Source organism: Pantoea agglomerans, from assembly GCF_021397715.1.
GTDB lineage: Bacteria > Pseudomonadota > Gammaproteobacteria > Enterobacterales > Enterobacteriaceae > Pantoea > Pantoea astica.
This window is the reverse complement of sequence record NZ_CP090207.1, coordinates 1,867,272-1,888,259: the sequence shown is the minus strand read 5'-3', so window position 1 is coordinate 1,888,259 and position 20,988 is coordinate 1,867,272. Positions and strand designations below refer to the sequence as shown.

25 protein-coding genes are annotated in these 20,988 nt (G+C 54.3%); 13 read left to right on the top strand and 12 right to left on the bottom strand.

The annotated features are described in order from the left end of the window. Positions 1 to 42: 42 nt before the first annotated feature. Positions 43 to 798, top strand: coding sequence for a zinc ABC transporter ATP-binding protein ZnuC (gene znuC / locus LZU96_RS09005; protein WP_233987939.1), 756 nt, complete (start codon positions 43 to 45; stop codon positions 796 to 798). Beyond that, entirely contained in the window at positions 795 to 1,580 is a 786-nt protein-coding gene (gene znuB / locus LZU96_RS09000; protein WP_233987938.1) for a zinc ABC transporter permease subunit ZnuB, read from the top strand. Before znuC ends, znuB begins: the two co-directional genes overlap by 4 nt. On the opposite strand, the gene ruvB is transcribed toward znuB, so the two are convergent. The 6 genes from ruvB to aspS form a co-directional block, all read right to left on the bottom strand. Further along, positions 1,581 to 2,585 carry a Holliday junction branch migration DNA helicase RuvB gene (ruvB, locus tag LZU96_RS08995; protein WP_233987937.1) on the bottom strand — a complete coding sequence of 335 codons (1,005 nt, stop codon included), beginning with the start codon at positions 2,583 to 2,585 and terminating at the stop codon, positions 1,581 to 1,583. 8 nt (positions 2,586 to 2,593) lie between these two features. Next, the gene (ruvA, locus tag LZU96_RS08990; RefSeq protein ID WP_031377445.1) at positions 2,594 to 3,208 is read right to left on the bottom strand and encodes a Holliday junction branch migration protein RuvA; all 615 of its coding nucleotides are present in this window, start codon (positions 3,206 to 3,208) and stop codon (positions 2,594 to 2,596) included. A 96-nt stretch (positions 3,209 to 3,304) separates the two neighbouring features. Continuing rightward, positions 3,305 to 3,832, bottom strand: a complete 528-nt coding sequence (gene ruvC / locus LZU96_RS08985) for a crossover junction endodeoxyribonuclease RuvC (RefSeq protein ID WP_031377446.1) — start codon at positions 3,830 to 3,832, stop codon at positions 3,305 to 3,307. Positions 3,833 to 3,869: 37 nt separating this feature from the next. After that, positions 3,870 to 4,613 carry a YebC/PmpR family DNA-binding transcriptional regulator gene (locus LZU96_RS08980; RefSeq protein ID WP_233987936.1) on the bottom strand — a complete coding sequence of 248 codons (744 nt, stop codon included), beginning with the start codon at positions 4,611 to 4,613 and terminating at the stop codon, positions 3,870 to 3,872. 234 nt (positions 4,614 to 4,847) lie between these two features. Then, positions 4,848 to 5,279, bottom strand: a complete 432-nt coding sequence (gene nudB / locus LZU96_RS08975; RefSeq protein ID WP_233987935.1) for a dihydroneopterin triphosphate diphosphatase — start codon at positions 5,277 to 5,279, stop codon at positions 4,848 to 4,850. Then, a complete protein-coding gene (aspS, locus tag LZU96_RS08970; RefSeq protein ID WP_233987934.1) occupies positions 5,279 to 7,057 on the bottom strand; it encodes an aspartate--tRNA ligase in 1,779 nt (592 codons plus the stop codon). Before aspS ends, nudB begins: the two co-directional genes overlap by 1 nt. Positions 7,058 to 7,277: 220 nt before the next feature. Between aspS and LZU96_RS08965 the strand changes: the two genes are divergently transcribed. The 4 genes from LZU96_RS08965 (at position 7,278) to cmoB (ending at position 10,338) form a co-directional block, all read left to right on the top strand. Further along, entirely contained in the window at positions 7,278 to 8,099 is an 822-nt protein-coding gene (locus LZU96_RS08965) for a DUF72 domain-containing protein (protein ID WP_233987933.1), read from the top strand. Positions 8,100 to 8,167: 68 nt separating this feature from the next. Then, positions 8,168 to 8,563: an MAPEG family protein gene (locus tag LZU96_RS08960; protein WP_094120003.1), complete on the top strand. Its 396-nt coding sequence runs from the start codon at positions 8,168 to 8,170 to the stop codon at positions 8,561 to 8,563. An 81-nt stretch (positions 8,564 to 8,644) separates the two neighbouring features. Then, positions 8,645 to 9,373 (top strand): carboxy-S-adenosyl-L-methionine synthase CmoA, encoded by a 729-nt coding sequence (cmoA, locus tag LZU96_RS08955; protein ID WP_031376660.1) that lies wholly within the window; start codon positions 8,645 to 8,647, stop codon positions 9,371 to 9,373. Beyond that, entirely contained in the window at positions 9,370 to 10,338 is a 969-nt protein-coding gene (cmoB, locus tag LZU96_RS08950; protein ID WP_233987932.1) for a tRNA 5-methoxyuridine(34)/uridine 5-oxyacetic acid(34) synthase CmoB, read from the top strand. The genes cmoA and cmoB overlap by 4 nt, the downstream gene beginning before the upstream one ends. Positions 10,339 to 10,341: 3 nt before the next feature. On the opposite strand, the gene LZU96_RS08945 is transcribed toward cmoB, so the two are convergent. After that, entirely contained in the window at positions 10,342 to 10,962 is a 621-nt protein-coding gene (locus LZU96_RS08945) for a LysE family translocator (RefSeq protein ID WP_233987931.1), read from the bottom strand. Between the two features lie 154 nt (positions 10,963 to 11,116). On the opposite strand from LZU96_RS08945, the gene LZU96_RS08940 reads away from it, so the two are divergent. After that, positions 11,117 to 12,214: a glycerol dehydrogenase gene (locus LZU96_RS08940; RefSeq protein ID WP_233987930.1), complete on the top strand. Its 1,098-nt coding sequence runs from the start codon at positions 11,117 to 11,119 to the stop codon at positions 12,212 to 12,214. Between the two features lie 29 nt (positions 12,215 to 12,243). On the opposite strand, the gene LZU96_RS08935 is transcribed toward LZU96_RS08940, so the two are convergent. Continuing rightward, complete coding sequence (locus LZU96_RS08935) at positions 12,244 to 13,092, bottom strand: hypothetical protein (protein WP_233987929.1); 849 nt, start codon at positions 13,090 to 13,092, stop codon at positions 12,244 to 12,246. 268 nt (positions 13,093 to 13,360) lie between these two features. On the opposite strand from LZU96_RS08935, the gene LZU96_RS08930 reads away from it, so the two are divergent. Together LZU96_RS08930 and LZU96_RS08925 are read left to right on the top strand one after the other, a co-directional pair. Next, positions 13,361 to 14,059 (top strand): DUF421 domain-containing protein, encoded by a 699-nt coding sequence (locus LZU96_RS08930; RefSeq protein ID WP_233987928.1) that lies wholly within the window; start codon positions 13,361 to 13,363, stop codon positions 14,057 to 14,059. A 2-nt stretch (positions 14,060 to 14,061) separates the two neighbouring features. Beyond that, entirely contained in the window at positions 14,062 to 14,793 is a 732-nt protein-coding gene (locus LZU96_RS08925) for a DUF421 domain-containing protein (protein WP_233987927.1), read from the top strand. A 231-nt stretch (positions 14,794 to 15,024) separates the two neighbouring features. Here LZU96_RS08925 and LZU96_RS08920 read toward each other — a convergent pair whose 3' ends face one another. Further along, complete coding sequence (locus tag LZU96_RS08920; protein ID WP_233987926.1) at positions 15,025 to 15,444, bottom strand: DUF1090 family protein; 420 nt, start codon at positions 15,442 to 15,444, stop codon at positions 15,025 to 15,027. Between the two features lie 982 nt (positions 15,445 to 16,426). On the opposite strand from LZU96_RS08920, the gene LZU96_RS08915 reads away from it, so the two are divergent. After that, positions 16,427 to 17,557, top strand: coding sequence for a site-specific integrase (locus tag LZU96_RS08915; RefSeq protein ID WP_233987925.1), 1,131 nt, complete (start codon positions 16,427 to 16,429; stop codon positions 17,555 to 17,557). A gap of 29 nt (positions 17,558 to 17,586) precedes the next feature. Here LZU96_RS08915 and LZU96_RS08910 read toward each other — a convergent pair whose 3' ends face one another. The 3 genes from LZU96_RS08910 to LZU96_RS08900 form a co-directional block, all read right to left on the bottom strand. Beyond that, a complete protein-coding gene (locus LZU96_RS08910; RefSeq protein ID WP_233987924.1) occupies positions 17,587 to 17,928 on the bottom strand; it encodes a hypothetical protein in 342 nt (113 codons plus the stop codon). A 78-nt stretch (positions 17,929 to 18,006) separates the two neighbouring features. Next, positions 18,007 to 18,330, bottom strand: a complete 324-nt coding sequence (locus LZU96_RS08905; RefSeq protein ID WP_233987923.1) for a LexA family protein — start codon at positions 18,328 to 18,330, stop codon at positions 18,007 to 18,009. A gap of 2 nt (positions 18,331 to 18,332) precedes the next feature. Next, positions 18,333 to 18,572: a hypothetical protein gene (locus LZU96_RS08900; RefSeq protein ID WP_233987922.1), complete on the bottom strand. Its 240-nt coding sequence runs from the start codon at positions 18,570 to 18,572 to the stop codon at positions 18,333 to 18,335. A 405-nt stretch (positions 18,573 to 18,977) separates the two neighbouring features. On the opposite strand from LZU96_RS08900, the gene LZU96_RS08895 reads away from it, so the two are divergent. From LZU96_RS08895 to LZU96_RS08885, 3 genes are all read left to right on the top strand, one after another. Then, positions 18,978 to 19,247, top strand: a complete 270-nt coding sequence (locus LZU96_RS08895; RefSeq protein ID WP_233987921.1) for a hypothetical protein — start codon at positions 18,978 to 18,980, stop codon at positions 19,245 to 19,247. A 467-nt stretch (positions 19,248 to 19,714) separates the two neighbouring features. Next, positions 19,715 to 20,074 carry a GtrA family protein gene (locus LZU96_RS08890; RefSeq protein WP_233987920.1) on the top strand — a complete coding sequence of 120 codons (360 nt, stop codon included), beginning with the start codon at positions 19,715 to 19,717 and terminating at the stop codon, positions 20,072 to 20,074. Further along, positions 20,071 to 20,985, top strand: a complete 915-nt coding sequence (locus LZU96_RS08885) for a glycosyltransferase family 2 protein (protein ID WP_233987919.1) — start codon at positions 20,071 to 20,073, stop codon at positions 20,983 to 20,985. Before LZU96_RS08890 ends, LZU96_RS08885 begins: the two co-directional genes overlap by 4 nt. Positions 20,986 to 20,988: the final 3 nt, after the last annotated feature.

The window sequence follows — 20,988 nt, the reverse complement described above, 5'->3', positions numbered from 1 at the left end:
TGATATTATAACATTCGAAATTCTGTGCAACCTGTAAATACTATGACCTCACTTGTTAGCCTCGAAAACATTTCGATCAAATTTGACCAGCGCACGGTGTTGTCTGGCGTCAGCCTGGCGCTGCAGCCGGGCCGTATTCTGACGTTGCTGGGTCCCAACGGCGCGGGAAAGTCGACACTGGTGCGCGTGGTGCTGGGATTATTAGCCCCGACCAGCGGTACGCTCCGGCGTGATGCTGGGCTGCGCATCGGTTATGTGCCGCAAAAACTGCACATCGATCCAACGCTGCCGGTGACGGTAGAACGCTTTATGCGTTTATCGCGCGGCAGTAAAAGCGCGGAAATTCTACCGGCGCTTAAACGCGTACAGGCGGGTCACCTGCTCAATGCGCCTTTGCAAAAACTCTCCGGCGGTGAAACCCAGCGGGTATTGCTGGCACGCGCCCTGCTCAACCAGCCGCAGCTGCTGGTGCTGGATGAGCCGACCCAGGGCGTGGATGTTAACGGTCAGGTGGCGCTGTACGATCTGATCGATCAGCTACGCCATGAACTGAACTGCGGCGTGCTGATGGTTTCTCACGATCTGCATCTGGTGATGGCCAAAACCGATGAGGTGCTGTGCCTTAATCACCACATCTGCTGTTCCGGTACGCCGGAAGCGGTGTCACAACATCCCGAATTTATCGCCATGTTTGGTCCTCGCGGCGCGCAGCAGCTGGCGATTTACCGTCACCACCATAATCACCGTCACGACCTTCAGGGACGCATTGTTTTACGCAAAGGACAGGGTTCATCATGATTGAGTTGTTACTACCGGGCTGGATAGGCGGCGTGATGTTAGCGCTGGCTGCAGGCCCGCTGGGGTCGTTTGTAGTCTGGCGCAAAATGTCCTACTTCGGCGATACGCTGGCCCATGCCTCACTGCTCGGCGTCGCCTTTGGCCTGCTGTTCAACGTTAACCCCTATTACGCCGTGATCCTGGTGACGGTCTGTCTGGCGCTGGGCCTGGTCTGGCTGGAGCGACGTCCGCATCTGGCGATCGATACGCTGCTCGGCATCATGGCGCACAGCGCGCTGTCGCTGGGTCTGGTGGTGGTCAGCCTGATGAAGAACGTGCGGGTTGACCTGATGGCCTATCTGTTTGGCGATTTGCTGGCGGTCATGCCGGACGATCTCTGGATGATGGGTGGCGGCGTGGTGGTGGTGTTACTGGTGATGGCGTGGCAGTGGCGTTCGCTGCTGTCGATGACCATCAGCCCGGAGCTGGCACAGGTGGATGGCGTCAATATTCAGCGAACCCGGTTGATTCTGATGCTGGTCACCGCGCTGACGATTGGGGTGGCGATGAAGTTCGTGGGTGCGCTGATCATTACGTCACTGCTGATCATCCCGGCCGCCACCGCACGTCGTTTTGTCCGTTCCCCCGAAGGGATGGCGGGTGTGGCGGTGGTTATCGGCGTGCTCGCCGTTACCGGCGGCCTGACCTTCTCGGCCTTTTATGACACGCCCGCCGGTCCGTCGGTGGTGTTGTGCGCCGCCATCCTGTTTATCTTCAGCATGGTGCGTAAACCGGCGGTCTGATCAGACTTCGCGGGTGATACCGAAATGACGATACGCATGCTGCGTGGCCATCCGGCCGCGCGGTGTGCGCTGAATGAACCCCTGCTGGATCAAAAACGGCTCGATCACATCTTCAATGGTTTCACGCTCTTCGCCAATGGCCGCCGCCAGGTTATCCAGCCCGACCGGTCCGCCCATGAACTTATCAATAATCGCCAGCAGCAGCTTGCGGTCCATGTAATCGAACCCTTCACTGTCGACGTTCAGCATATCAAGGGCGCTGGAAGAAACCTCACCGCTCAGCTCACCGTTGGCGCGCACTTCGGCGAAGTCACGTACCCGACGCAGCAGACGGTTGGCGATACGCGGCGTTCCGCGGGCGCGACGGGCGATCTCTAACGCCCCTTCTTCACTCAGCGCCAGCCCCAGACAGGCGGCACTGCGGCCGACGATATGCTGCAGATCTTTCACCTGATAGAACTCCAGCCGCTGCACAATGCCAAAGCGATCGCGTAACGGCGAGGTGAGCGAACCGGCGCGGGTGGTGGCACCAATCAGGGTAAAGGGTGGCAGATCGAGCTTAATCGAGCGGGCCGCCGGGCCTTCACCAATCATGATGTCCAGCTGATAATCTTCCATCGCCGGATAGAGCACTTCCTCTACCACCGGTGACAGACGATGGATCTCATCAATAAACAGCACGTCGTGCGGTTCAAGGTTAGTCAGCATCGCCGCCAGGTCGCCCGCTTTCTCCAGCACCGGACCGGAGGTGGTGCGCAGGTTCACGCCCATCTCATTGGCGACGATGTTCGCCAGGGTGGTTTTCCCGAGCCCCGGCGGACCAAAGATCAGCAGATGATCCAGCGCATCGCCGCGCAGCTGGGCTGCCTTGATGAAAATCTCCATCTGCTCACGCACCTGCGGCTGACCCACATACTCGGTCAGCATCTTCGGGCGAATGGCGCGATCGAGACTCTCTTCTTCGTTAACGCTTACAGCAGAGACCAGGCGGTCGGCTTCTATCATGACTTACCTCAAATGGCGGCGCGTAGCGCTTCGCGGATCAGGGTTTCGCAATCCGCATCCGGTCGACCGACTTTACTGATCATACGACTGGCTTCCTGCGGTTTATAACCCAGCGACACCAGCGCTGCAACCGCTTCGGCTTCCGCATCATTGGTTTCCGGTTCCGCGTTCGGCGTGGTCAGCGTAAAGGCGGAATCACCGCCAAACAGATCGCCATGCATCCCTTTAAAGCGGTCCTTCATCTCAACCACCAGACGCTCAGCGGTCTTCTTGCCCACGCCCGGCAGTTTCACCAGCGAGGCGATCTCCTCTTTCTCGACCGCGGTGACAAACTGCTGCGCCGACATGCCGGAGAGGATCGCTAACGCCAGTTTCGGGCCGACGCCATTCACCTTAATCAACTCACGAAACAGCGCTCGCTCCTGTTTGCTGTTGAAGCCAAACAGCAGCTGCGCATCTTCGCGCACCACGAAGTGGGTAAAAATCACCGCTTCATGATTCAGTTCAGGTAACTCATAGAAACAGGTCATGGGCATATGGACTTCATAGCCTACGCCGTGCGCCTCAAGCAGCACCAGCGGCGGCTGCTTCTCCAGAATATTGCCCCGTAAACGACCTATCACCTGAATACTTCCTTAACTAACGAATGTGGCGGATTTTATAACATAAAAAAGGCTGGATGAATATCCAGCCTGCGGGGGAGCGCTGCGACAGTGCGCTTAACCCGATCGTAAACGCCCGCGGGTCAGCACCAGCTTGCTGTCGCTCATCCGCGCGGCATTCTGCGACACATGGCAATGGGTAATCGCGATGGCCAGCGCATCGGCGGCATCCGCCTGCGGGTTGGCCGGCAGTTTCAGCAGGGTTCGCACCATGTGCTGCACCTGGCTTTTCTCGGCGCTGCCGATGCCGACCACCGTCTGTTTCACCTGACGCGCGGCGTACTCGAATACCGGCAGATCGTGGTTGACCGCCGCGACAATAGCCGCGCCGCGCGCCTGTCCCAGTTTCAGCGCGGAATCCGCATTCTTCGCCATAAACACCTGTTCGATGGCGAAGTAATCGGGCGAAAACTGGGTGATGATTTCACAGACGCCCGCATAAATCAGCTTCAGGCGGGCGGGCAGCTCTGTGGTGTTGGTGCGGATACAGCCGCTGCCCAGGTAGGTGAGCTGGCGGCCAGTCTGACGAATGACACCATAACCGGTGATGCGCGAACCGGGATCGATACCCAGAATAATCGACATTACGCCTCTCCGGTTAAGGGATTGCGGCTCAGCGCCATTACAGCGTTTCCGCCACCTCGTCGGAGATCTCACCGTTGTGATAGACCTCCTGCACATCGTCGCAATCTTCCAGCATGTCGATCAGACGCAGCAGTTTGGGAGCGGTTTCCGCATCCATTTCCGCTTTGGTAGTCGGGATCATCGCCACTTCTGCGGTATCCGCTTTCAGACCATGTGCTTCCAGTGCATCACGCACCGTGCCCATCTCTTCCCAGGCAGTGAAGACATCAATTGCGCCGTCGTCATAGGTGACCACGTCTTCTGCACCCGCTTCCAGTGCCGCTTCCATTACCGCATCTTCATCCTGACCTGGCGCATAGGAGATCACGCCTTTCTTGTTAAACAGGTAAGCCACGGAGCCGTCGGTGCCAAGATTGCCGCCGGTTTTGGTGAAGGCATGACGCACTTCGCCAACGGTACGGTTACGGTTGTCGCTCAGGCATTCGATCATGATGGCGGAGCCGCCTGGACCGTAACCTTCATAAATGATGGTTTCCATGTTGGCGTTGTCATCGCCACCCACACCGCGCGCAATGGCGCGATCCATGGTGTCGCGGGTCATGTTGTTCGCCAGCGCTTTATCCATTGCTGCACGCAGACGCGGGTTTGAACCCGGATCACCGCCGCCCAGCTTGGCCGCTGTCACCAGTTCACGAATGATCTTGGTGAAGATTTTACCGCGCTTAGCATCCTGCGCCGCCTTACGGTGTTTGGTGTTTGCCCACTTACTGTGTCCTGCCATTTTAAATTTTCTCCGATCTTTTACAGGGTGCAGGCTATCCTGGCTGCGAGCTTGTTCGCTGCCCTTCTCGCAACGCCGATACCAGAGTATGCGGGTCAGGTTGCGCTGGCGGTGAACAACCTTGCGGCGCCGATTACGCCTGACTGTTCAATAGGTTGGTGTAGTCCTGTTAAAACTCACCAGATTCATAAAATTTAATCGATTCGCCGCCGGAAAATGCGCGGCAGCAGCAATTCAGGTAAATTCTTCAATCGCCTGGCGATTACTCCAGGACTTGGTGAGTGCCGCAGCCTCCGCCGGTCGCAGCCAGCGAAACGCCAGATGCTCGGTCAGCGTGATATCACGCTCTGCTGGCAATCGCAGCCGGAACCAGTGCTCGTGATTATGGGTGACACCGGGTGCATAACGATGGCGATAGTGCGGAAAGATTTCAAAGTCGATCTGACGCTGACAATCTTCCATCTCCAGCCGCTCGGCCAGCACGTCGATGCCCAACTCTTCGCCCACTTCACGCACCGCGGCCGTCAGCGGCGACTCACCGGCTTCAAGGCTGCCGGTGACCGACTGCCAGAAGGCCGGATCGTCCTGCCGCTGCAGCATTAACACCCGGCCTGTGTCGCGCGCCATTATGACCACCAGCACCGAAACCGGGTGTTTATAGCCCATTATTTATTCTCAGGCTTTTCTTTTTTGACTACCTGAATGCCCAGCTCCAGCAGCGAGGCGGGATTCGCTTCGCTTGGGGCTTCGGTCATCAGGCAGGCTGCGGCGGTGGTTTTCGGGAACGCAATCACGTCACGAATATTATCGGTACCGGTCAGCAGCATGGTCAGGCGATCCAGACCAAACGCCAGGCCAGCGTGTGGCGGCGTACCGAACTTCAGCGCATCCAGCAGGAAGCCAAACTTCTCACGCTGCTCATGCTCTTCAATACCCAGAATGCTGAACACCGTCTGCTGCATTTTGCCGTTGTGGATACGTACGGAACCGCCACCCACTTCATAACCGTTGATCACCATGTCATAGGCATTCGCCACGGCACGGGTCGGATCGGCAGCCAGTTCCTCTGCGCTCATCTCTTTCGGCGCAGTGAACGGATGGTGCATCGCCGCCAGGCCGCCCTCTTCGTCCTCTTCGAACATCGGGAAGTCGATGACCCACAGCGGTGCCCAGGCTTTCTCATCGGTGATGCTGAGATCGCGGCCCACTTTCAGACGCAGCGCGCCCAGCGCGTCAGCCACCACTTTGGCGCGATCGGCACCAAAGAAGATGATGTCGCCATCCTGAGCGCCAGTGCGGCTCAGAATGCCTTCCACGATCTCCGCATTCAGGAACTTAGCTACCGGGCTCTGCACGCCTTCCAGACCGTCGGCGCGCACGTTAACTTTCATCCATGCCAGACCTTTGGCACCGTAAATTTCGACGAACTTGCCATATTCATCAATCTGCTTACGGCTCAGCTGCGCACCGGTCGGCACGCGCAAGGCGGCCACACGGCCTTTTGCATCGTTGGCCGGGCCAGAGAAGACCTGGAATTCGACGTTTTTCAGCAGATCGCCGACGTCCACCAGCTCCATCGGGTTGCGCAGATCTGGCTTATCGGAACCGTAGCGATGCATCGCTTCAGCGAAGGTCATCTGCGGGAACTCACCGAGATCCACACCCTGCACGTCCAGCCACAGATGGCGGATTAAACGCTCCATCACTTCACGCACCTGTGGCGCGGTCATGAAGGAGGTTTCGACGTCGATCTGAGTAAATTCTGGCTGACGGTCAGCACGCAAATCTTCGTCACGGAAACATTTAACGATCTGGTAGTAGCGATCGAAGCCCGACATCATCAGCAGCTGTTTGAACAGCTGTGGCGATTGCGGCAGCGCATAGAACTTGCCTTTATGCACCCGGCTCGGCACCAGATAGTCGCGTGCGCCTTCCGGCGTCGCTTTAGTCAGCATCGGGGTTTCAATATCGAGGAAACCCTCATCATCCATAAAACGACGCACGAAGCTGGTAATTTTCGCGCGGGTTTTCAGACGGGTCACCATCTCCGGGCGACGCAGGTCCAGATAGCGGTATTTGAGGCGCGCTTCTTCACTGTTGGTCTGGTTTGCATCCAGCGGCAGCGGCTCAGAACGGTTGATGATGTTCAGCGCATGGGCAAACACTTCGACTTCCCCGGTCGCCATCTCGCTGTTTTTATTCTTATCGTCACGGGCACGCACGGTACCGGTGATCTGGATACAAAATTCGTTACGCAGTTCAGAAGCCAGCTTAAACGCGTCCTGACGATCGGGATCAAAGAACACCTGCACGATGCCTTCACGGTCGCGCATATCGATAAAAATCAGGCTTCCCAGATCGCGACGGCGGTTTACCCAGCCGCAAAGAGTGACTTGCTGACCCACATGAGACAGATTGAGCTGTCCGCAATATTCTGTACGCATAACGCTATCCTTTTAACTTCGCCGCTGCAGCTGACAGCATCCGGCCGCGTAACCTGATGCGATGCTGTCGCAAAAATGGCGGTCATTATAATGGAAAAAGGCAACCAGGATAAGTAGAGCCGCGCCAAAGCGGCGATTTCATCGGCAGTTGACCTGTTTGCACCGGGGCGTGACCTTAGAGGATAATCGTAAATCTTCATTCTGAGCCAGGAGAGAGGGCGTGACGCTTCGTATTGGCCTGCCACAGTGGCAGCATTCACACTGGAAACGCTGGGGCATTGAGAATCTGGCTGACTACGCCCGCTATTTTCACTGTGTTGAAGGTAACACCACGCTGTATGCGCTGCCCGCGCCCGACACCGTACTGCGCTGGCGTGAGATGACGCATGATGCCTTTCGCTTCTGCTTTAAATTTCCCAGTACCATCAGCCATCAGGCGGCGCTGCAGCACAGCGATGACCTGCTGACCGATTTTCTGCGGCTGATGGAGCCGCTGGCCGATCGCATCGGTCAATACTGGCTGCAGCTACCCGCCACTTTTTCTCCGGCGCAGCTGAACGATCTCTGGCGCTTTCTCGACAGTCTGCCTGCGCGTTTCGAATACGGTGTCGAAGTGCGTCATGCGGCGTTTTTCGCCAAAGGTGAAGCCGAGCGGGCGCTGAATCGCGGCTTGCTGGCGCGCGGCGTTAACCGGGTGATGCTGGACAGCCGTCCGGTCCACGCCTCAGCGTCGCAAAGCCCGGCGGCGCTGGCGGCACGCAACCAGAAGCCGCGCGTGCCGCCGCATGCCCTGCGCACCGGCGCGCAGCCGATGGTGCGCTTTATCGGCAGCGACAGCGTGGAGGAGAGCGTGCCGCTGTTTCAGATCTGGCGGGCAAAGTTAGCGGAATGGCAGCAACAGGGCGACGCGATGCTGTTTCTGCATACCCCGGATATGGGCCAGGTATTTCCACTGGTGCAGGCGCTGTGGCCCGAACTGCAACAGATTGACCCGCAGATTGGCAGCGGTCCCGACTGGCCACAACAGGAATCACTGTTTTAATCACTGGACAGGACAGCGCCCTCCGCGCTGGTTAGAATAGCCGCCTTACTGATGCTGATGGAGTCACAATGGTTAGCGCGTTATACGTGGTGTGGGGTGCGTTGCTGGTCATGAAGTTTACGCTGGACGTGGTGCGTTACCGCCGCTTCTATCGGGTGGCGTATGGCGACGGCGGCTACCATGACTTAAAGATGGCGATTCGCATTCACGGCAACGCTATCGAAACCATCCCGCTGGCGCTGCTGTTGCTGGTGATGATGGAGATGAACGGTGCCGACATCTGGATGGTGCACCTGACCGCCCTGCTGTTCTTTATCAGCCGCCTGCTGCACGCCTGGGGTCTGCGTCACAGCGCCATGCCGGGCCGGAAATATGGCATGCTGCTGACGCTGTTTTCGTTGTGCGGCATGGTGATTTTCAACCTGATCTATCTGCCCTGGGAGCTGGTGCTGACGCTACACTGAGTGTTGCCGGGTTAAGGGGTGCAGCCCGCCCCACTTTCTGCCAGAATAGCGCCCTTTCCGTCGTCTCTTCGGATTTTCGATATGTCTGACCGCGATCAACTCTTCTCAGCGCCCATTGCAAAACTGGGTGACTGGACTTTTGACGAGCGCGTTGCTGAAGTCTTTCCCGACATGATTCAGCGCTCGGTGCCAGGCTATTCCAACATCATCTCGATGATTGGCATGCTGGCAGAACGTTTTGTGACCCCCGACAGCCAGGTCTATGACCTCGGCTGCTCGCTCGGCGCGGCGACCCTGTCGGTACGCCGCAACATTCAGGTGCCCGGCTGCCAGATCATTGCGGTGGATAACTCCCCGGCGATGGTCGAGCGCTGCCGTCGCCACATCGATGCCTTTCGCGCTGATACGCCGGTGACGGTGCTGGAAGCGGATATCCGCGATATTGCGATTGAGAACGCCTCGCTGGTGGTGCTCAACTTCACGCTGCAGTTTCTTGAACCACCGGCGCGGCTGGCGCTGCTGGAGAAAATCTGGCACGGGCTGAAGCCTGGCGGTGCGCTGGTGCTGTCGGAAAAATTCAGCTTTGAAGACGCCGAAGTGGGTGAACTGCTGTTTAACATGCATCACGACTTCAAGCGTGCCAACGGCTACAGCGAACTGGAGATCAGCCAGAAGCGCAGCATGCTGGAAAATGTGATGCTGACCGACAGCGTGGAAGCGCACAAAGCCCGCCTGAAACAGGCCGGTTTCTCGCACGCCGAACTCTGGTTCCAGTGCTTTAACTTTGGATCACTGGTGGCATTGAAATGATCGATTTTGGCCGTTTTTATCAGCAAATCGCCGTGGGTCCGCTGGCGAAGTGGCTGGAAGTGTTGCCGGCGCAAATCAGCGAATGGCAGCGTGAAAACCTGCATGGCCACTTCCGCGACTGGTATAAGTCGCTGGAGTATCTGCCGCTGCTGGAGCCGCAGAAACTTGACCTGCTGCACAGCGTCAGTGCTGACCGCGACGACATCAGCGATCGTCATCGTCAGGGCATTGAGAAACTGCTGCGTAACCTGATGCCGTGGCGCAAAGGGCCTTACTCGCTCTACGGCACCGACATCAACACCGAGTGGCGCTCCGACTGGAAATGGGATCGCGTTCTGCCGCATATCTCGTCGCTGGCGGGCCGGACGGTGCTGGATGTCGGCTGCGGCAGCGGCTATCACATGTGGCGGATGATCGGTGCGGGCGCGCATCTGGTGGTCGGTATCGATCCGATGCAGCTGTTCCTGGTGCAGTTCGAAGCGGTACGTAAGCTGCTGAATGACGATCGTCGCGCCCACCTGTTGCCGCTGGGGATTGAGCAACTGCCGGCGCTGCAGGCGTTCGATACCGTTTTTTCGATGGGCGTGCTCTATCACCGCCGTTCCCCGCTGGATCACCTGCTGCAGTTAAAGAATCAGCTGGTGAGCGGCGGCGAACTGGTGCTGGAAACCTTAGTGATTGAGGGTGACGTTAATCAGGTGCTGGTGCCGGGCGAACGCTACGCGCAGATGCGCAATGTGTTCTTTATTCCCTCTGCCGAGGCGCTGAAAAGCTGGCTGGAGAAGAGCGGTTTTGTCGATGTCCGCATCGTCGACTTCGCTCGCACCACCACTGAAGAGCAGCGTCGCACCGACTGGATGACCAGCGAATCGCTGGCCGAGTTCCTCGATCCTGACGACGCCAGCAAAACCGTTGAGGGTTATCCCGCGCCGCTGCGTGCGGTGCTGGTCGCCACCAAACCCTGAGTTTTAGCGGCGAGACAACGCCAGTTTCGCCGCAAAACCGATAAAGACACAGCCGGTCAGACGATCCATCACCTTCAGCACCCGTGGCTGACGCAGATGACCGGCGAAATAGTGGCTGCCGCCAATCAATACCGCATTCCACACCAGCCCCAGAACCATATGTGCCAGCGCCATCAGGCTACACCACAACGCGACCGATGCCCCGGCCGGAATAAACTGCGGCAAAAAACTCACATAGAAGATGCCCACTTTGGGGTTCAGCAGATTGCCCAGCAGACCGCGGCTGAAGCAGGCTAGATAGCCCTGTTGCAGCGCCGGTTGTTGCGTGTCGATGGCTCCCTGGCGGGGCTTCAGCAACAACTTCAGCCCCAGCCAGAGTAACCAGCCGGCACCCAGCCACTTCAGCAGGTTATAGGCCATTTCGGAGGCCAGCAGCAGCGCGCCTAATCCGAATCCCACCGCGACACCCCAGACCAGACAGCCGAGCGTGATCCCCAGTGCCGTCACGCTGGCGCGCTTTGCGCCCTGAGCTACCGCTGAGCGCAGTACCAGCGCGGTATCAAATCCCGGCGTCAGCGTCAGTATGGTGATGGCAAACAGAAATGAAAACAGCGTGGTGGTCATGGCATTCTCCCTGGAGGTAACAGCCGGTCAGCAGCGTCTGGGTGTCCTGCTAGCGTAACAGGCCCGTCGAATTATCTCACCCTGCTTACTCTCCCTGTTCGTCAGCGTGTGCCAGGCTAAGGGCGGTTTAACTTCATATTAAGGAGCTGTGATTATGAGTAAATTTATCTTCTCTTCACCCCGTAAATATGTACAGGGCGCGGGCGTGCTGGATGAGCTGGGACCTTATGTGGCCGAACTGGGTGATAACGCTTTCCTGGTCGCAGATGACGTCGTCTGGAAATTGATCGGCGAACGTGCGCAGCAGGCGCTGCAACAGGCGGGCGTGACCTTCAACTGGCAGCAGTTCAACGGCGAGGCGTCGAGCAATGAGATCACCCGCCTGAGCCAGCTGGCAAAAAGTCAGGGCTGCAATGTGGTGGTTGGGTTGGGCGGCGGCAAAACGCTGGATACCGTTAAAGCGGTGGCGGATGAGCTGAAGCAGCCGGTAGCGATCGTGCCGACCATCGCCTCAACCGATGCGCCCTGCAGCGCCCTCTCCGTGATCTACTCGGACAGCGGCGTGTTTGAAAGTTACCGTTTCTACAGCAAGAACCCCGATCTGGTGCTGGTGGATACCGCAGTCTGTGCCAGCGCGCCGGCGCGGCTGTTCGCCTCTGGCATCGCCGATGGCCTGGCGACCTGGGTCGAAGCGCAGGCGGTGGCGCGCTCGCACGCCAAATCAATGGTTAATGGCGATCCCACGCTCGCCGGGCTGGCCATCGCCCGTGCCTGTGAAGAGACGCTGCTGACCTGGGGCTACAGCGCTTACGTGGCGGTGAGTGAAAAACGGGTAACGCCAGCGGTCGAGGCGGTGGTCGAAGCGAATACGCTGCTCTCCGGGCTGGGCTTCGAAAATGGCGGTCTGGCCGCGGCTCACGCCATCCACAACGGCTTTACCGCAATTGATGGCGATATCCATCACCTGACGCACGGTGAGAAAGTTGCTTACGGCACGCTGACGCAGATGGTGCTGGAGCAGCGGCCGGATGAGGAGATTGCGCGCTATATTCGTTTCTATCGCGCAATTAAGATGCCGACCACCCTGAAAGAGCTGCATCTGGAGAATGAGAGCTGGGAAAATCTGGTCAAAATCGGTGCGCTGGCGAACAGCGAGGGCGACACGCTGAAGAATCTGAATCCTAACCTGTCGCCGGAAGATATTGCCAACGCCCTGCTGGCGCTGGATGCGTTCAGTAAAACGGTGGCGTAAACCGCTGCGCGCGATTGCCGAGTCGCCCGCTACTCTTCAGCGGCGGGCTGATCCCAGTACTCATATTTGTAGGCGGAGCTGAGATGGCGTTCGATGGTGCCGCGGGTAAACATCTCGGTTTCATGCAGATAGCTCAGAGTGCAGTTACCCGCCTGGTCCCACGACTGGCATTCATCGACGGTGCGGATGGTGCTCAGCGGCGTGGTGGCGGTGCCATTCAGACGCAGCTCGCGCCACTGGTTATCGTAGCTGTAGCTGTCGGTGCTGCGGGCTGAACTGGTACGGGTTACCAGACCCTGCTGATTCCAGCGATAGAGATATTCCCCGTTGGTCAGTTGATCGCTGCCGCGCGCCACGCTCTTTTGCAGCCGGAACTGGGGATCGTAACGATAGGTGGTGTCGGTAAATCCGCTGCTGCCCATGCTGGTAAATTTGTCCGACGCGCTGATGATGTTACCGTGCTGGCCCTTGTGCCAGTTAATCGTCCCCTGCCGGTTATCCACCACCACCTCTTTCCCCTCTTTCAGCACTTTCACCAGGTAAGCATATTCCGCCACCCAGCCGCCCTGCACTCTGGCGATGTGCTGCTCCATACTGAGGATCACGTTGCGCTCGTTCTTGTCATAGCTGACGTCAGCCACCAGCAAATCGCCACAGGCGTCAAACTGCCCCAGCACCCGCTTCTGCGAATTGACATCTTTGCCAAACTCACCGGCGATCACCTGCTTAACCGCGCCTTTTGCGCTTCCGCCCAGCAGGATCCAGTTATTACTACTGGCAATAGCCCCGCTGTGCGGACCGCACTGGCTGGCCGCAAACAGCGGAGGACTCAACGCAGCCAGTAACAGGCTTGCGGCAACAATCGGTTCGCATTTCATAGGGTAAGTTCCAGACAACGTTGCGTTAAGTGTAAACGCTGCAGCGACGAATGGCGGTGTAGCGCAAAAATATCCGTTGTCAGATAGCGTCAATTATTTCATCGCCCGCAACCTAAAATCGCGCGCACTTTGTTCCGGTTTTATAACGTTTTTTAGCCTCTAAGCCAGACGGCACAAGGGTTAAGCGCGTTTCAGGCCGGGCGGAAAAATGAAATTCTGCCGATATACTTTTCACTCTGGCGTGAGTTAACCGGAGAAAAGATGAGTCATGAAGCAGGATGAAATCGCTTTGTCAGATATTGCGCGTCTGGTTTTTGGCCAGAATCCGCCAACGTTTCTGCTGGAGGTGATGGGACGGGCAGTGATCTGCTTTGTCCTGATAATTATCACATTACGTCTGCTGGGGCGTCGCGTGGCCTCACAATATACGTTGTTCGAACTCTCTGCGGTGGTGACACTGGCGGGTACGATGGGCGTTCCGTTGCTGGATGACAAACGCGGGCTGTTGCCGCCGCTGGTGATTATTGTCAGCCTGCTGGCGTTACAGCATCTGGCAGGCCATCTCAGCCTGGGTTCACGCCGCTTCGATCGGCTGCTGGCGGGTGGCGAACGGGTACTGCTGGATGAAGGTCGCCTGAAGCTGGAAACGCTGCGCGCCACCGTACTGTCACGCGAGAAACTGTTTTCGCTGCTGCGCGGTCGTGGCGTTCAGCATCTGGGCCAGCTCAGCCGCATCTACATCGAGCCTTCCGGTGCGTTGACGCTGATCTGGAGTGATACGCCGCGGCCCGGCCTGGCGATTGTGCCTCGCGGCGATCACGCCCTGATCGCCGCAATGGAGACCGGCGAGCATCAGGTCTGCGCCTCCTGCGGAAACCTGGCTGACCGCACCACGCCTGCTGACAGTGCCTGCCACGGTTGCCACGCGCACCAATGGCTGCCTGCGTCTGCGTCGCTGGAGGAGTGATCATGGGTGATCTTCTGCACCGCTGGCTGATAGGTGAAGCGCCCTGGTCCTTTGCGGCGGAAGTCCTGCTGCGCTTTCTGTGTATCTATCTGGTTTTACTGCTGGTGCTGCGGCTGATGGGCCGACGCTTCGCCGGTCAGTTAAGTATTATCGACCTGGCGATCATGATTATGCTGGGTGCTGCAATTGGTGCACCGTTACAGACGCCTGAAAAAGGGATACTGACCACTATCGTGTTGCTGATCACCCTGCTTGGCTGTTTTCGCCTGCTCTCCTGGTGCACGTTTTTTTCGCATCGGCTGGAAGTGCTGACCCAGGGTGACGCCACGATGCTGGTGATGGATGGGCGGCTGGCGCTGGAGCATCTGCACCATGCGGAGTTCTCCCGCGATCGTACCTTTTCCGAACTGCGCTCAATGGGGATTCAGCATCTGGGAGAGGTGCGGCGCGCCTGGCTGGAACCTTCCGGCCGGGTCAGCCTGTTGTGCTACCGGCAACCCCGTGCCGGATTATGGTTACTACCTGAACAGAACCAGCAGTTTAACCAGCATATTGCGGTTGATGACCGCTTCGCCTGCGGTCATTGCGGTTATGTGGTGCAGAGTAAAGCGCAGCCGGAACAGCGGTGTGATTATTGCGAACAGCAGGCATGGCGGCCAGCGGTGAAGCGACTGGGAACGGAAAAAATTTATGATCCGCATCAGAAAGAGCATCCGCGCGAGGCGGGCGAATAACAGAGCGCAATTAAGTACGTGAGGGTTCAGTTAAGCTGGGTAAAGCATGACTTCTCACCCGGTTGAAGGGGATAGCGCAACGTGAACCAATCGAAACGCTATGCGTTGAGCAACCCTGGAACCGCTCGAAAACAGGTTGCGCCTCGAGAGCGCTGAATCACGATCGGTTAAGATTAAAAAGTAAAAAAGGCTCTCTATGAGAGCCTTTCAACATCGTCTGTTACGCGGTGATTAGTTCAGGCGCTCAGCATCGTCCTGAGCTTCTTTCAGGTCAATTTTAGCGGATTCAAGCTTGAGTTTTTTCTCTTCAACTTTATGTGTTTTCTGAGAGATTCTGTCGAGCCGACCCTCTTCTTTCGCTTCCGCCAGTTCCTGCTGCGCCTGCTGCAGTTCAAGCTCTGCTTTTTTAACCTTTAACTCTTTCTTACTGACGTTATGGGTCGCCTGGCGCGCCTGACGGTCGTCTGAGCAGTAGGTTTGCACCTTATTACGTGCAATTTCCAGCCTGGAGACCTCCGCGCTATTTCCGCTATTTCTGGCTATTTCGCTTTTAGCGCTAATATCAGCAAGCTGTTCGCTGCATGACTGTGTAGCAGCAAGCGTTACCGCTGGCGACGAAAGTAATAGTATCGTTAAGAAAGTCTTTTTCATTAAATTTCACTCCTTGTTAAAAACCAGGTCTTACCTGGAAAACATCCACGGCGGTATATCAGCGAAAATCGACGCAATAAGAATCTACCTTTCCTTTCATTCAAGTCAAATAAAATAATAGCCAGGCCTGAGGAAATATTTTATTGCACTCTATGCATTCCATAATGACAATAATAAAGACGCGCGGTGATCTTTACTTTTTTATTTATGCCCAATGACAGATGGCGATACCCATGCAGATCTCTTTACAATGCCGGACTTTACGCTGATTGCTTTCTGTATTTCAGGCGTCACCTCTTTACTGACAGTTAGCGCAAAAAATAAAGCAGTGAGATGAAATTCCAGCGCTTCCCAGAAGGGATTTAAGGGGCTTCGGCGCAGCGTTCAACGTTTCGCAGTCGTTGCGGACTGGAAAGAAAGCATTGGAATAAGTTACGGAATAATACTACCAAAAATGATAACGTAACCGGCGTTAATTGTGGATCGCTGAATATAAAACCAGCGCACAACGATAAAAAACATTATATCGAAAAGTCAGCTTACCGGACGGAAAAATAATCAGAAAAATCGCGAGTGGTTATATTCAGTAGTCCGATGTTTAGCGTGAAGGTGCGACGGATTAAGCTATAAAGCCTTGCCGAAGACGACATGGATGATTTCAGCTCACAGATTACGCCCGACGCGCAGCGCCTTCTGTCCGCACGGCATCAGACCAGAATGCTGCACTATGCTGCACTATGCCGCAGCGCCGCGGCCGCGTGGTTCGGCTAAAGATTTTGTTGCGGGCAAAAAGAACCCCAGCAAGCATACTGCGATTCGCATTTTTAATGCTGATATAAATTACTTAATTAACAATAGCTTAAAACATTACGTTGTATTTTTGCTTGCAGATAACTGTACATTATCACAGTATTATTTATCCTTTTTGCATGCTCAGGCCCCCCTGTAGGCCCCCCTGACAATCCATAGCGAGTAACCAAGAATGGCTTTCTATAGCATAGAGAAACGGAAGACCTCCACAGGAGAGATCAGATACCGCTGCACAGTTGGTGTTAAAAAAGAGGGGTTAATCGCATTCCGGGAAAGAAAGACGTTTACCAAGCAGTCAGAGGCCAAAAGTTGGGGTGTTGTCCGCGTTGCTGATTTAGAGAAGAATGGTATCCCCGTTTCGCAGCAAAAAAATAAGGTTAATTTTGGCGAGCTGCTGGACCTCTATACAAGCCATCCAAACATCAGTTATGGAAAAAGTAAGGGCTGGTCTCTTGACCTTGTAAGGCGATGCGAGATTTGTGATATACCGCTTGAAGAGTTTACAAACAACACCTTCATTCAACACGCTAAGTTCCGGGCGACTCAGGGAGCTGGGCCCTCAACAATACGCAATGATATTACTTTCATCGGCGCGGTTTTGGCTTCCGCAGGACCTTTGTTCAACATCCATTTTGATATGCTTTGTTACCAACAGGCGAAGTACCAGCTGAGTAAGCTCGGCATGATTTCGCACTCACAAAAACGAAGTCGCCGGCCAACAAAAGAAGAAATAAATTTTTTGCTAATTGCTTTAGAAGATCGATCGCGATCTTCATATAAAAAAATTCCTTTCCACCGAATATTCATGTTTTCCATTCTGACCTGTATGCGTATAGGAGAAGTCACAAGCTTACGCTGGGATGACGTTGATGAGGCTCAGAAAGCTGTCCTTGTGCGTGACCGTAAGCATCCCAGGAAGAAAATGGGTAACCATATGTATGTACCCTTGCTGGGCGAAGCATGGGACATTTTGCAGGAGCAACCGAAAACCAGTGAGTTGATTTTCCCGTTCCGCCATAAAAGGATTTCTATAGTGTTTGGTGAGGAAAGGGATAAGTTAGAGATTCAGGATTTGCGCTATCACGATCTTCGAAGAGAGGGGGCAAGCAGATTGTTTGAGGCGGGGTTTGTTATCGAGGAAGTAGCTCAAGTAACAGGGCATCGTTCACTTAAAACTTTATGGCAAATTTATACAGAACTGTACCCACGGTCCCTGCATGAACGTTTTAGAGAACTGCAGGAAAAAAGATGTGATGTCATTTCTGACTCTGAACAAACAGCAGTGAAATCGAAAGTTGATTAAGTTATGCCCGGCATGGTCCGGGCGGAAACTCATAAGCAGGTTTGAATTGCTGCCTTGCGTTTTTTTATTCCATTTGTAACGTCAAGCGCGCCGCGAAGGGAGTAAAAATTTATGCGCGTTACCGCGCCGTCTGTAAAGACATCTGCGTTATCTGCTCCAGAGAACACGCTGTAATACTTGCCTGTTTTCTGAGGAATGATCTGATACATCAGTGGCTCTTTCTGCCAAGCAGCTAAGATACATTCTTGAGTCTCTTCAGGTGATTTTGTGGTTGTATATGATGCTAACACCTCCTGATCCTGACGATAATTATATGGGTTAACACACCCTGTCAAAGCTAAGACGCCCATAGCAACAGCCAAAATTTTCATTTCTTAGTCCCATTAATTTTATTAGGGCGATGGTACCAGAAATAGCCCCGAAAACGACACAGGCTATTAGTCCACACATTAAATCGTCGGCCGGTAAGGCTCATACACAGCCAGCACTTCGGCCGTCACCTTTCCGAGCACAACGACGCCATCAAGGCCCTTTCCGTCGATCGTCTCGCCGTCCTGCGTAATGATGCCCGAGGGGAACAGTTTCCCAATCTGCGGGTAATCCTCAAACTGGAATGCAACCTTGTCGCCAGGCTTAGGCGGGATGGAACGGTCAACCAGCACAAACCCTTCCGGCGTTTCAATGCGCATCATATTGGCCGGGTTAGGCATCAGAATGTCATTCAGGCTCAGGCGGTGCTCAACATGGTCCTGCGCAGGAGATGGAAATCCCATAGCTACCTCACATATCCCATGTTCATCAGTGCGTAAGTGCGGTTTTCACCGCCATCAGTTACCAGCTCTCTGAACATGTTCTGTTCGCGACGTATCCACTGATTGCACTGTTGCAGCGTCCAGTGGTGATTGAACGCCTCCAGATGGCGCTGGAATGAGCCGGTTGTCACCACCTGACGCCCCAGCCCGTCGCGTGTGATAGCCTGAGTAAACGCACCCCTGATTTCGTAGTCGCGTGGCATGATAAATCCCTTTCGATAAATACTGTATGAATAAACAGTAATATCGATCGGTGGTTTTGATCAAGGCGGAGCGATTGAAGGAATTGTAAAGCTGTTGGTGGGCAAAGAAATTTAGTTTCCGGTGATCTGGGAATGGGGTAAAACTGGATTAATGCACAGATGTGAAAAAATACAGCAGTTAAGCTGATCTTTTTATTGAGGTTTTTGTGCTGTCTGGATATTATCCCGATGTTGTGCGGTCAAATAGTGATCTGCACATAAGGGAAAGCCCCTGCGGAAGGTCGAAGTTCCGAGGGGCCAATAAAAACAGTCAGTGCTTGAATGTTTTCTTGAGATCTCGCCAAAGAGACTATCTCAAGCGAGATCCCGTGTAAAGCGTTCAGCGCCTTATTTTAGGTGCGCTTTATGAAACAAATCTGCAAACAAAGTCATCGCCGCAACCAAATGTTCGAGGTTCTTCCAGAGAATCAAGGCCAAACGGGGCGCCACAAATGCGCAGGATGTGCGTATGATTTGGGGAAATGGCACGCGATGATTGGCGTTCCTAAGTCTACCGATGATGGAGTGCTCAGCGAACTGGCCGAAAGCCAAGCAAGCTATGTTCGCCATAAGGATGCCTTCACAGCATACCTTATGGGATACGATGATGGCTTAAAGCTGCGAAGTGTTGCTTAACCTTTTAACCCGGCCACCGCGCCGGGTTTTTTGTGTCACACGTTCAGCAGCACTACACCAAAAAAACTTACCGCTTACGCTTGTTGTTGAATTCATTATGAATAGACTTTCTGAAGATAGGTGGAAACGGATAGTTCTGCCAATCTGACGCAAGAAGGGAAATCCACCCCACTCCCTTCTTGTGTGCACTGTAGAGAGGCCGATAACAACAGAGCACCCATGCGCGCTCTAGCGCTTCACCTCACTTTGTACCTGCCCTGTTCATTGGGGGGCGGGTATTTTTTTGCCCACAGTTTCAGTGATGACTAATCTCAAATCACACCCCGCAGTCTGCTGAGATGGGCGCGGTCTGTAACTGCCCCGTCGCCGGGGCTTTTTTATTCAAAATTGGCGGGCAAGATATGATCGATCCCTTGATCATATCTTGCTCTAATGAGAAAATTCCGCATCTTTTTTTGGAGCATACTATGGCTCAATTGTTTGCCAGATATATGACTATTGGCGTTTTGAACACACTTATACATTGGTGTGTATTTGCAATTTGCGTGAAAAATGGGCAGCCGCAGTCGCTATCAAATTTCATTGCATTCTGTGTTGCCGTTACGTTTTCATTTTTTGCCAATGCTAAGTGGACTTTTAGCGCTGAGGCAACAACTATCAGATATATGATGTACGTATTTTTTATGGGTGCGATAGCGACTTTTGTAGGGTCATATAGTGATCAAATGAGCATAAATCCTATAGTAACACTGGTTGCATTCTCATTGATAAGCCTGGTCTGCGGATTCATTTATTCTAAATATGTAATTTTCAGGGAGAGAAAATGAAAATATCCCTAGTGGTTCCCGTCTTCAATGAGGAAGATGCAATCAACATTTTCTATCGTCAGGTGCGGTTCTTTAAACCATTTCAAAAATATGATGTAGAGGTTGTATTCATTGACGACGGAAGCACGGACTTAACTCCTCATCTCATGGAAGAAATGGCGAAGGAAGACTCACTCGTAAAAAATGTTTTTTTCACTCGTAATTTTGGTAAAGAGCCGGCCTTATTTGCCGGATTAGAAAAAGCCAGCGGTGAAGTTGTTATCCCCATTGATGTTGACTTGCAGGACCCGCTTGAGGTCATACCGCTGATGATTGATAAATGGCGAGATGGTGCAGATGTGGTTCTGGCTAAGCGCATGGACAGATCTTCAGATAGCCAACTCAAAAGGAAAAGTGCTGAGTGGTTCTACCATCTGCACAACCTTATCAGTAAGCCTAAAATCGAGGAGAACGTGGGCGACTTCCGGCTCATGTCACGCGAAGTAGTTGAGAACATCAAATTGCTTCAGGAAAGAAACCTGTTCATGAAAGGCGTTCTCTCTTGGGTGGGCGGAAAAACGGATATTGTTGAGTACGTAAGAGCGGAACGAGTGGCGGGATCGACAAAATTCAACGGCTGGAAACTCTGGAACCTTGCGATTGAGGGAATTACATCCTTCTCTACGTTCCCCCTGCGGGTATGGACGTACATCGGTTTCTTCGTTGCTGCGTTGTCATTCATCTATGGTGTATGGATGATTATTGATAAGCTCATATGGGGAAACCCTGTCGCGGGTTACTCATCAATTCTTGTTTCTATTCTGTTTCTTGGTGGTGTTCAGCTAATAGGGATTGGAGTTCTTGGAGAGTATATCGGCAGGATTTACTTAGAGGTAAAACGCAGACCTCTGTATATCAAAAGGAATAAATAAAAC

Coding starts and splice junctions, on each gene's coding strand:
- znuC (WP_233987939.1), top strand. CDS start 43: ATGACCTCACTTGTTAGCCTCGAAAACATTTCGATCAAATTTGACCAG.
- znuB (WP_233987938.1), top strand. CDS start 795: ATGATTGAGTTGTTACTACCGGGCTGGATAGGCGGCGTGATGTTAGCG.
- ruvB (WP_233987937.1), bottom strand. CDS start 2,585: ATGATAGAAGCCGACCGCCTGGTCTCTGCTGTAAGCGTTAACGAAGAA.
- ruvC (WP_031377446.1), bottom strand. CDS start 3,832: ATGTCGATTATTCTGGGTATCGATCCCGGTTCGCGCATCACCGGTTAT.
- LZU96_RS08980 (WP_233987936.1), bottom strand. CDS start 4,613: ATGGCAGGACACAGTAAGTGGGCAAACACCAAACACCGTAAGGCGGCG.
- nudB (WP_233987935.1), bottom strand. CDS start 5,279: ATGGGCTATAAACACCCGGTTTCGGTGCTGGTGGTCATAATGGCGCGC.
- aspS (WP_233987934.1), bottom strand. CDS start 7,057: ATGCGTACAGAATATTGCGGACAGCTCAATCTGTCTCATGTGGGTCAG.
- LZU96_RS08960 (WP_094120003.1), top strand. CDS start 8,168: ATGGTTAGCGCGTTATACGTGGTGTGGGGTGCGTTGCTGGTCATGAAG.
- cmoA (WP_031376660.1), top strand. CDS start 8,645: ATGTCTGACCGCGATCAACTCTTCTCAGCGCCCATTGCAAAACTGGGT.
- cmoB (WP_233987932.1), top strand. CDS start 9,370: ATGATCGATTTTGGCCGTTTTTATCAGCAAATCGCCGTGGGTCCGCTG.
- LZU96_RS08945 (WP_233987931.1), bottom strand. CDS start 10,962: ATGACCACCACGCTGTTTTCATTTCTGTTTGCCATCACCATACTGACG.
- LZU96_RS08940 (WP_233987930.1), top strand. CDS start 11,117: ATGAGTAAATTTATCTTCTCTTCACCCCGTAAATATGTACAGGGCGCG.
- LZU96_RS08935 (WP_233987929.1), bottom strand. CDS start 13,092: ATGAAATGCGAACCGATTGTTGCCGCAAGCCTGTTACTGGCTGCGTTG.
- LZU96_RS08930 (WP_233987928.1), top strand. CDS start 13,361: ATGAAGCAGGATGAAATCGCTTTGTCAGATATTGCGCGTCTGGTTTTT.
- LZU96_RS08925 (WP_233987927.1), top strand. CDS start 14,062: ATGGGTGATCTTCTGCACCGCTGGCTGATAGGTGAAGCGCCCTGGTCC.
- LZU96_RS08920 (WP_233987926.1), bottom strand. CDS start 15,444: ATGAAAAAGACTTTCTTAACGATACTATTACTTTCGTCGCCAGCGGTA.
- LZU96_RS08915 (WP_233987925.1), top strand. CDS start 16,427: ATGGCTTTCTATAGCATAGAGAAACGGAAGACCTCCACAGGAGAGATC.
- LZU96_RS08910 (WP_233987924.1), bottom strand. CDS start 17,928: ATGAAAATTTTGGCTGTTGCTATGGGCGTCTTAGCTTTGACAGGGTGT.
- LZU96_RS08905 (WP_233987923.1), bottom strand. CDS start 18,330: ATGGGATTTCCATCTCCTGCGCAGGACCATGTTGAGCACCGCCTGAGC.
- LZU96_RS08900 (WP_233987922.1), bottom strand. CDS start 18,572: ATGCCACGCGACTACGAAATCAGGGGTGCGTTTACTCAGGCTATCACA.
- LZU96_RS08895 (WP_233987921.1), top strand. CDS start 18,978: ATGAAACAAATCTGCAAACAAAGTCATCGCCGCAACCAAATGTTCGAG.
- LZU96_RS08890 (WP_233987920.1), top strand. CDS start 19,715: ATGGCTCAATTGTTTGCCAGATATATGACTATTGGCGTTTTGAACACA.
- LZU96_RS08885 (WP_233987919.1), top strand. CDS start 20,071: ATGAAAATATCCCTAGTGGTTCCCGTCTTCAATGAGGAAGATGCAATC.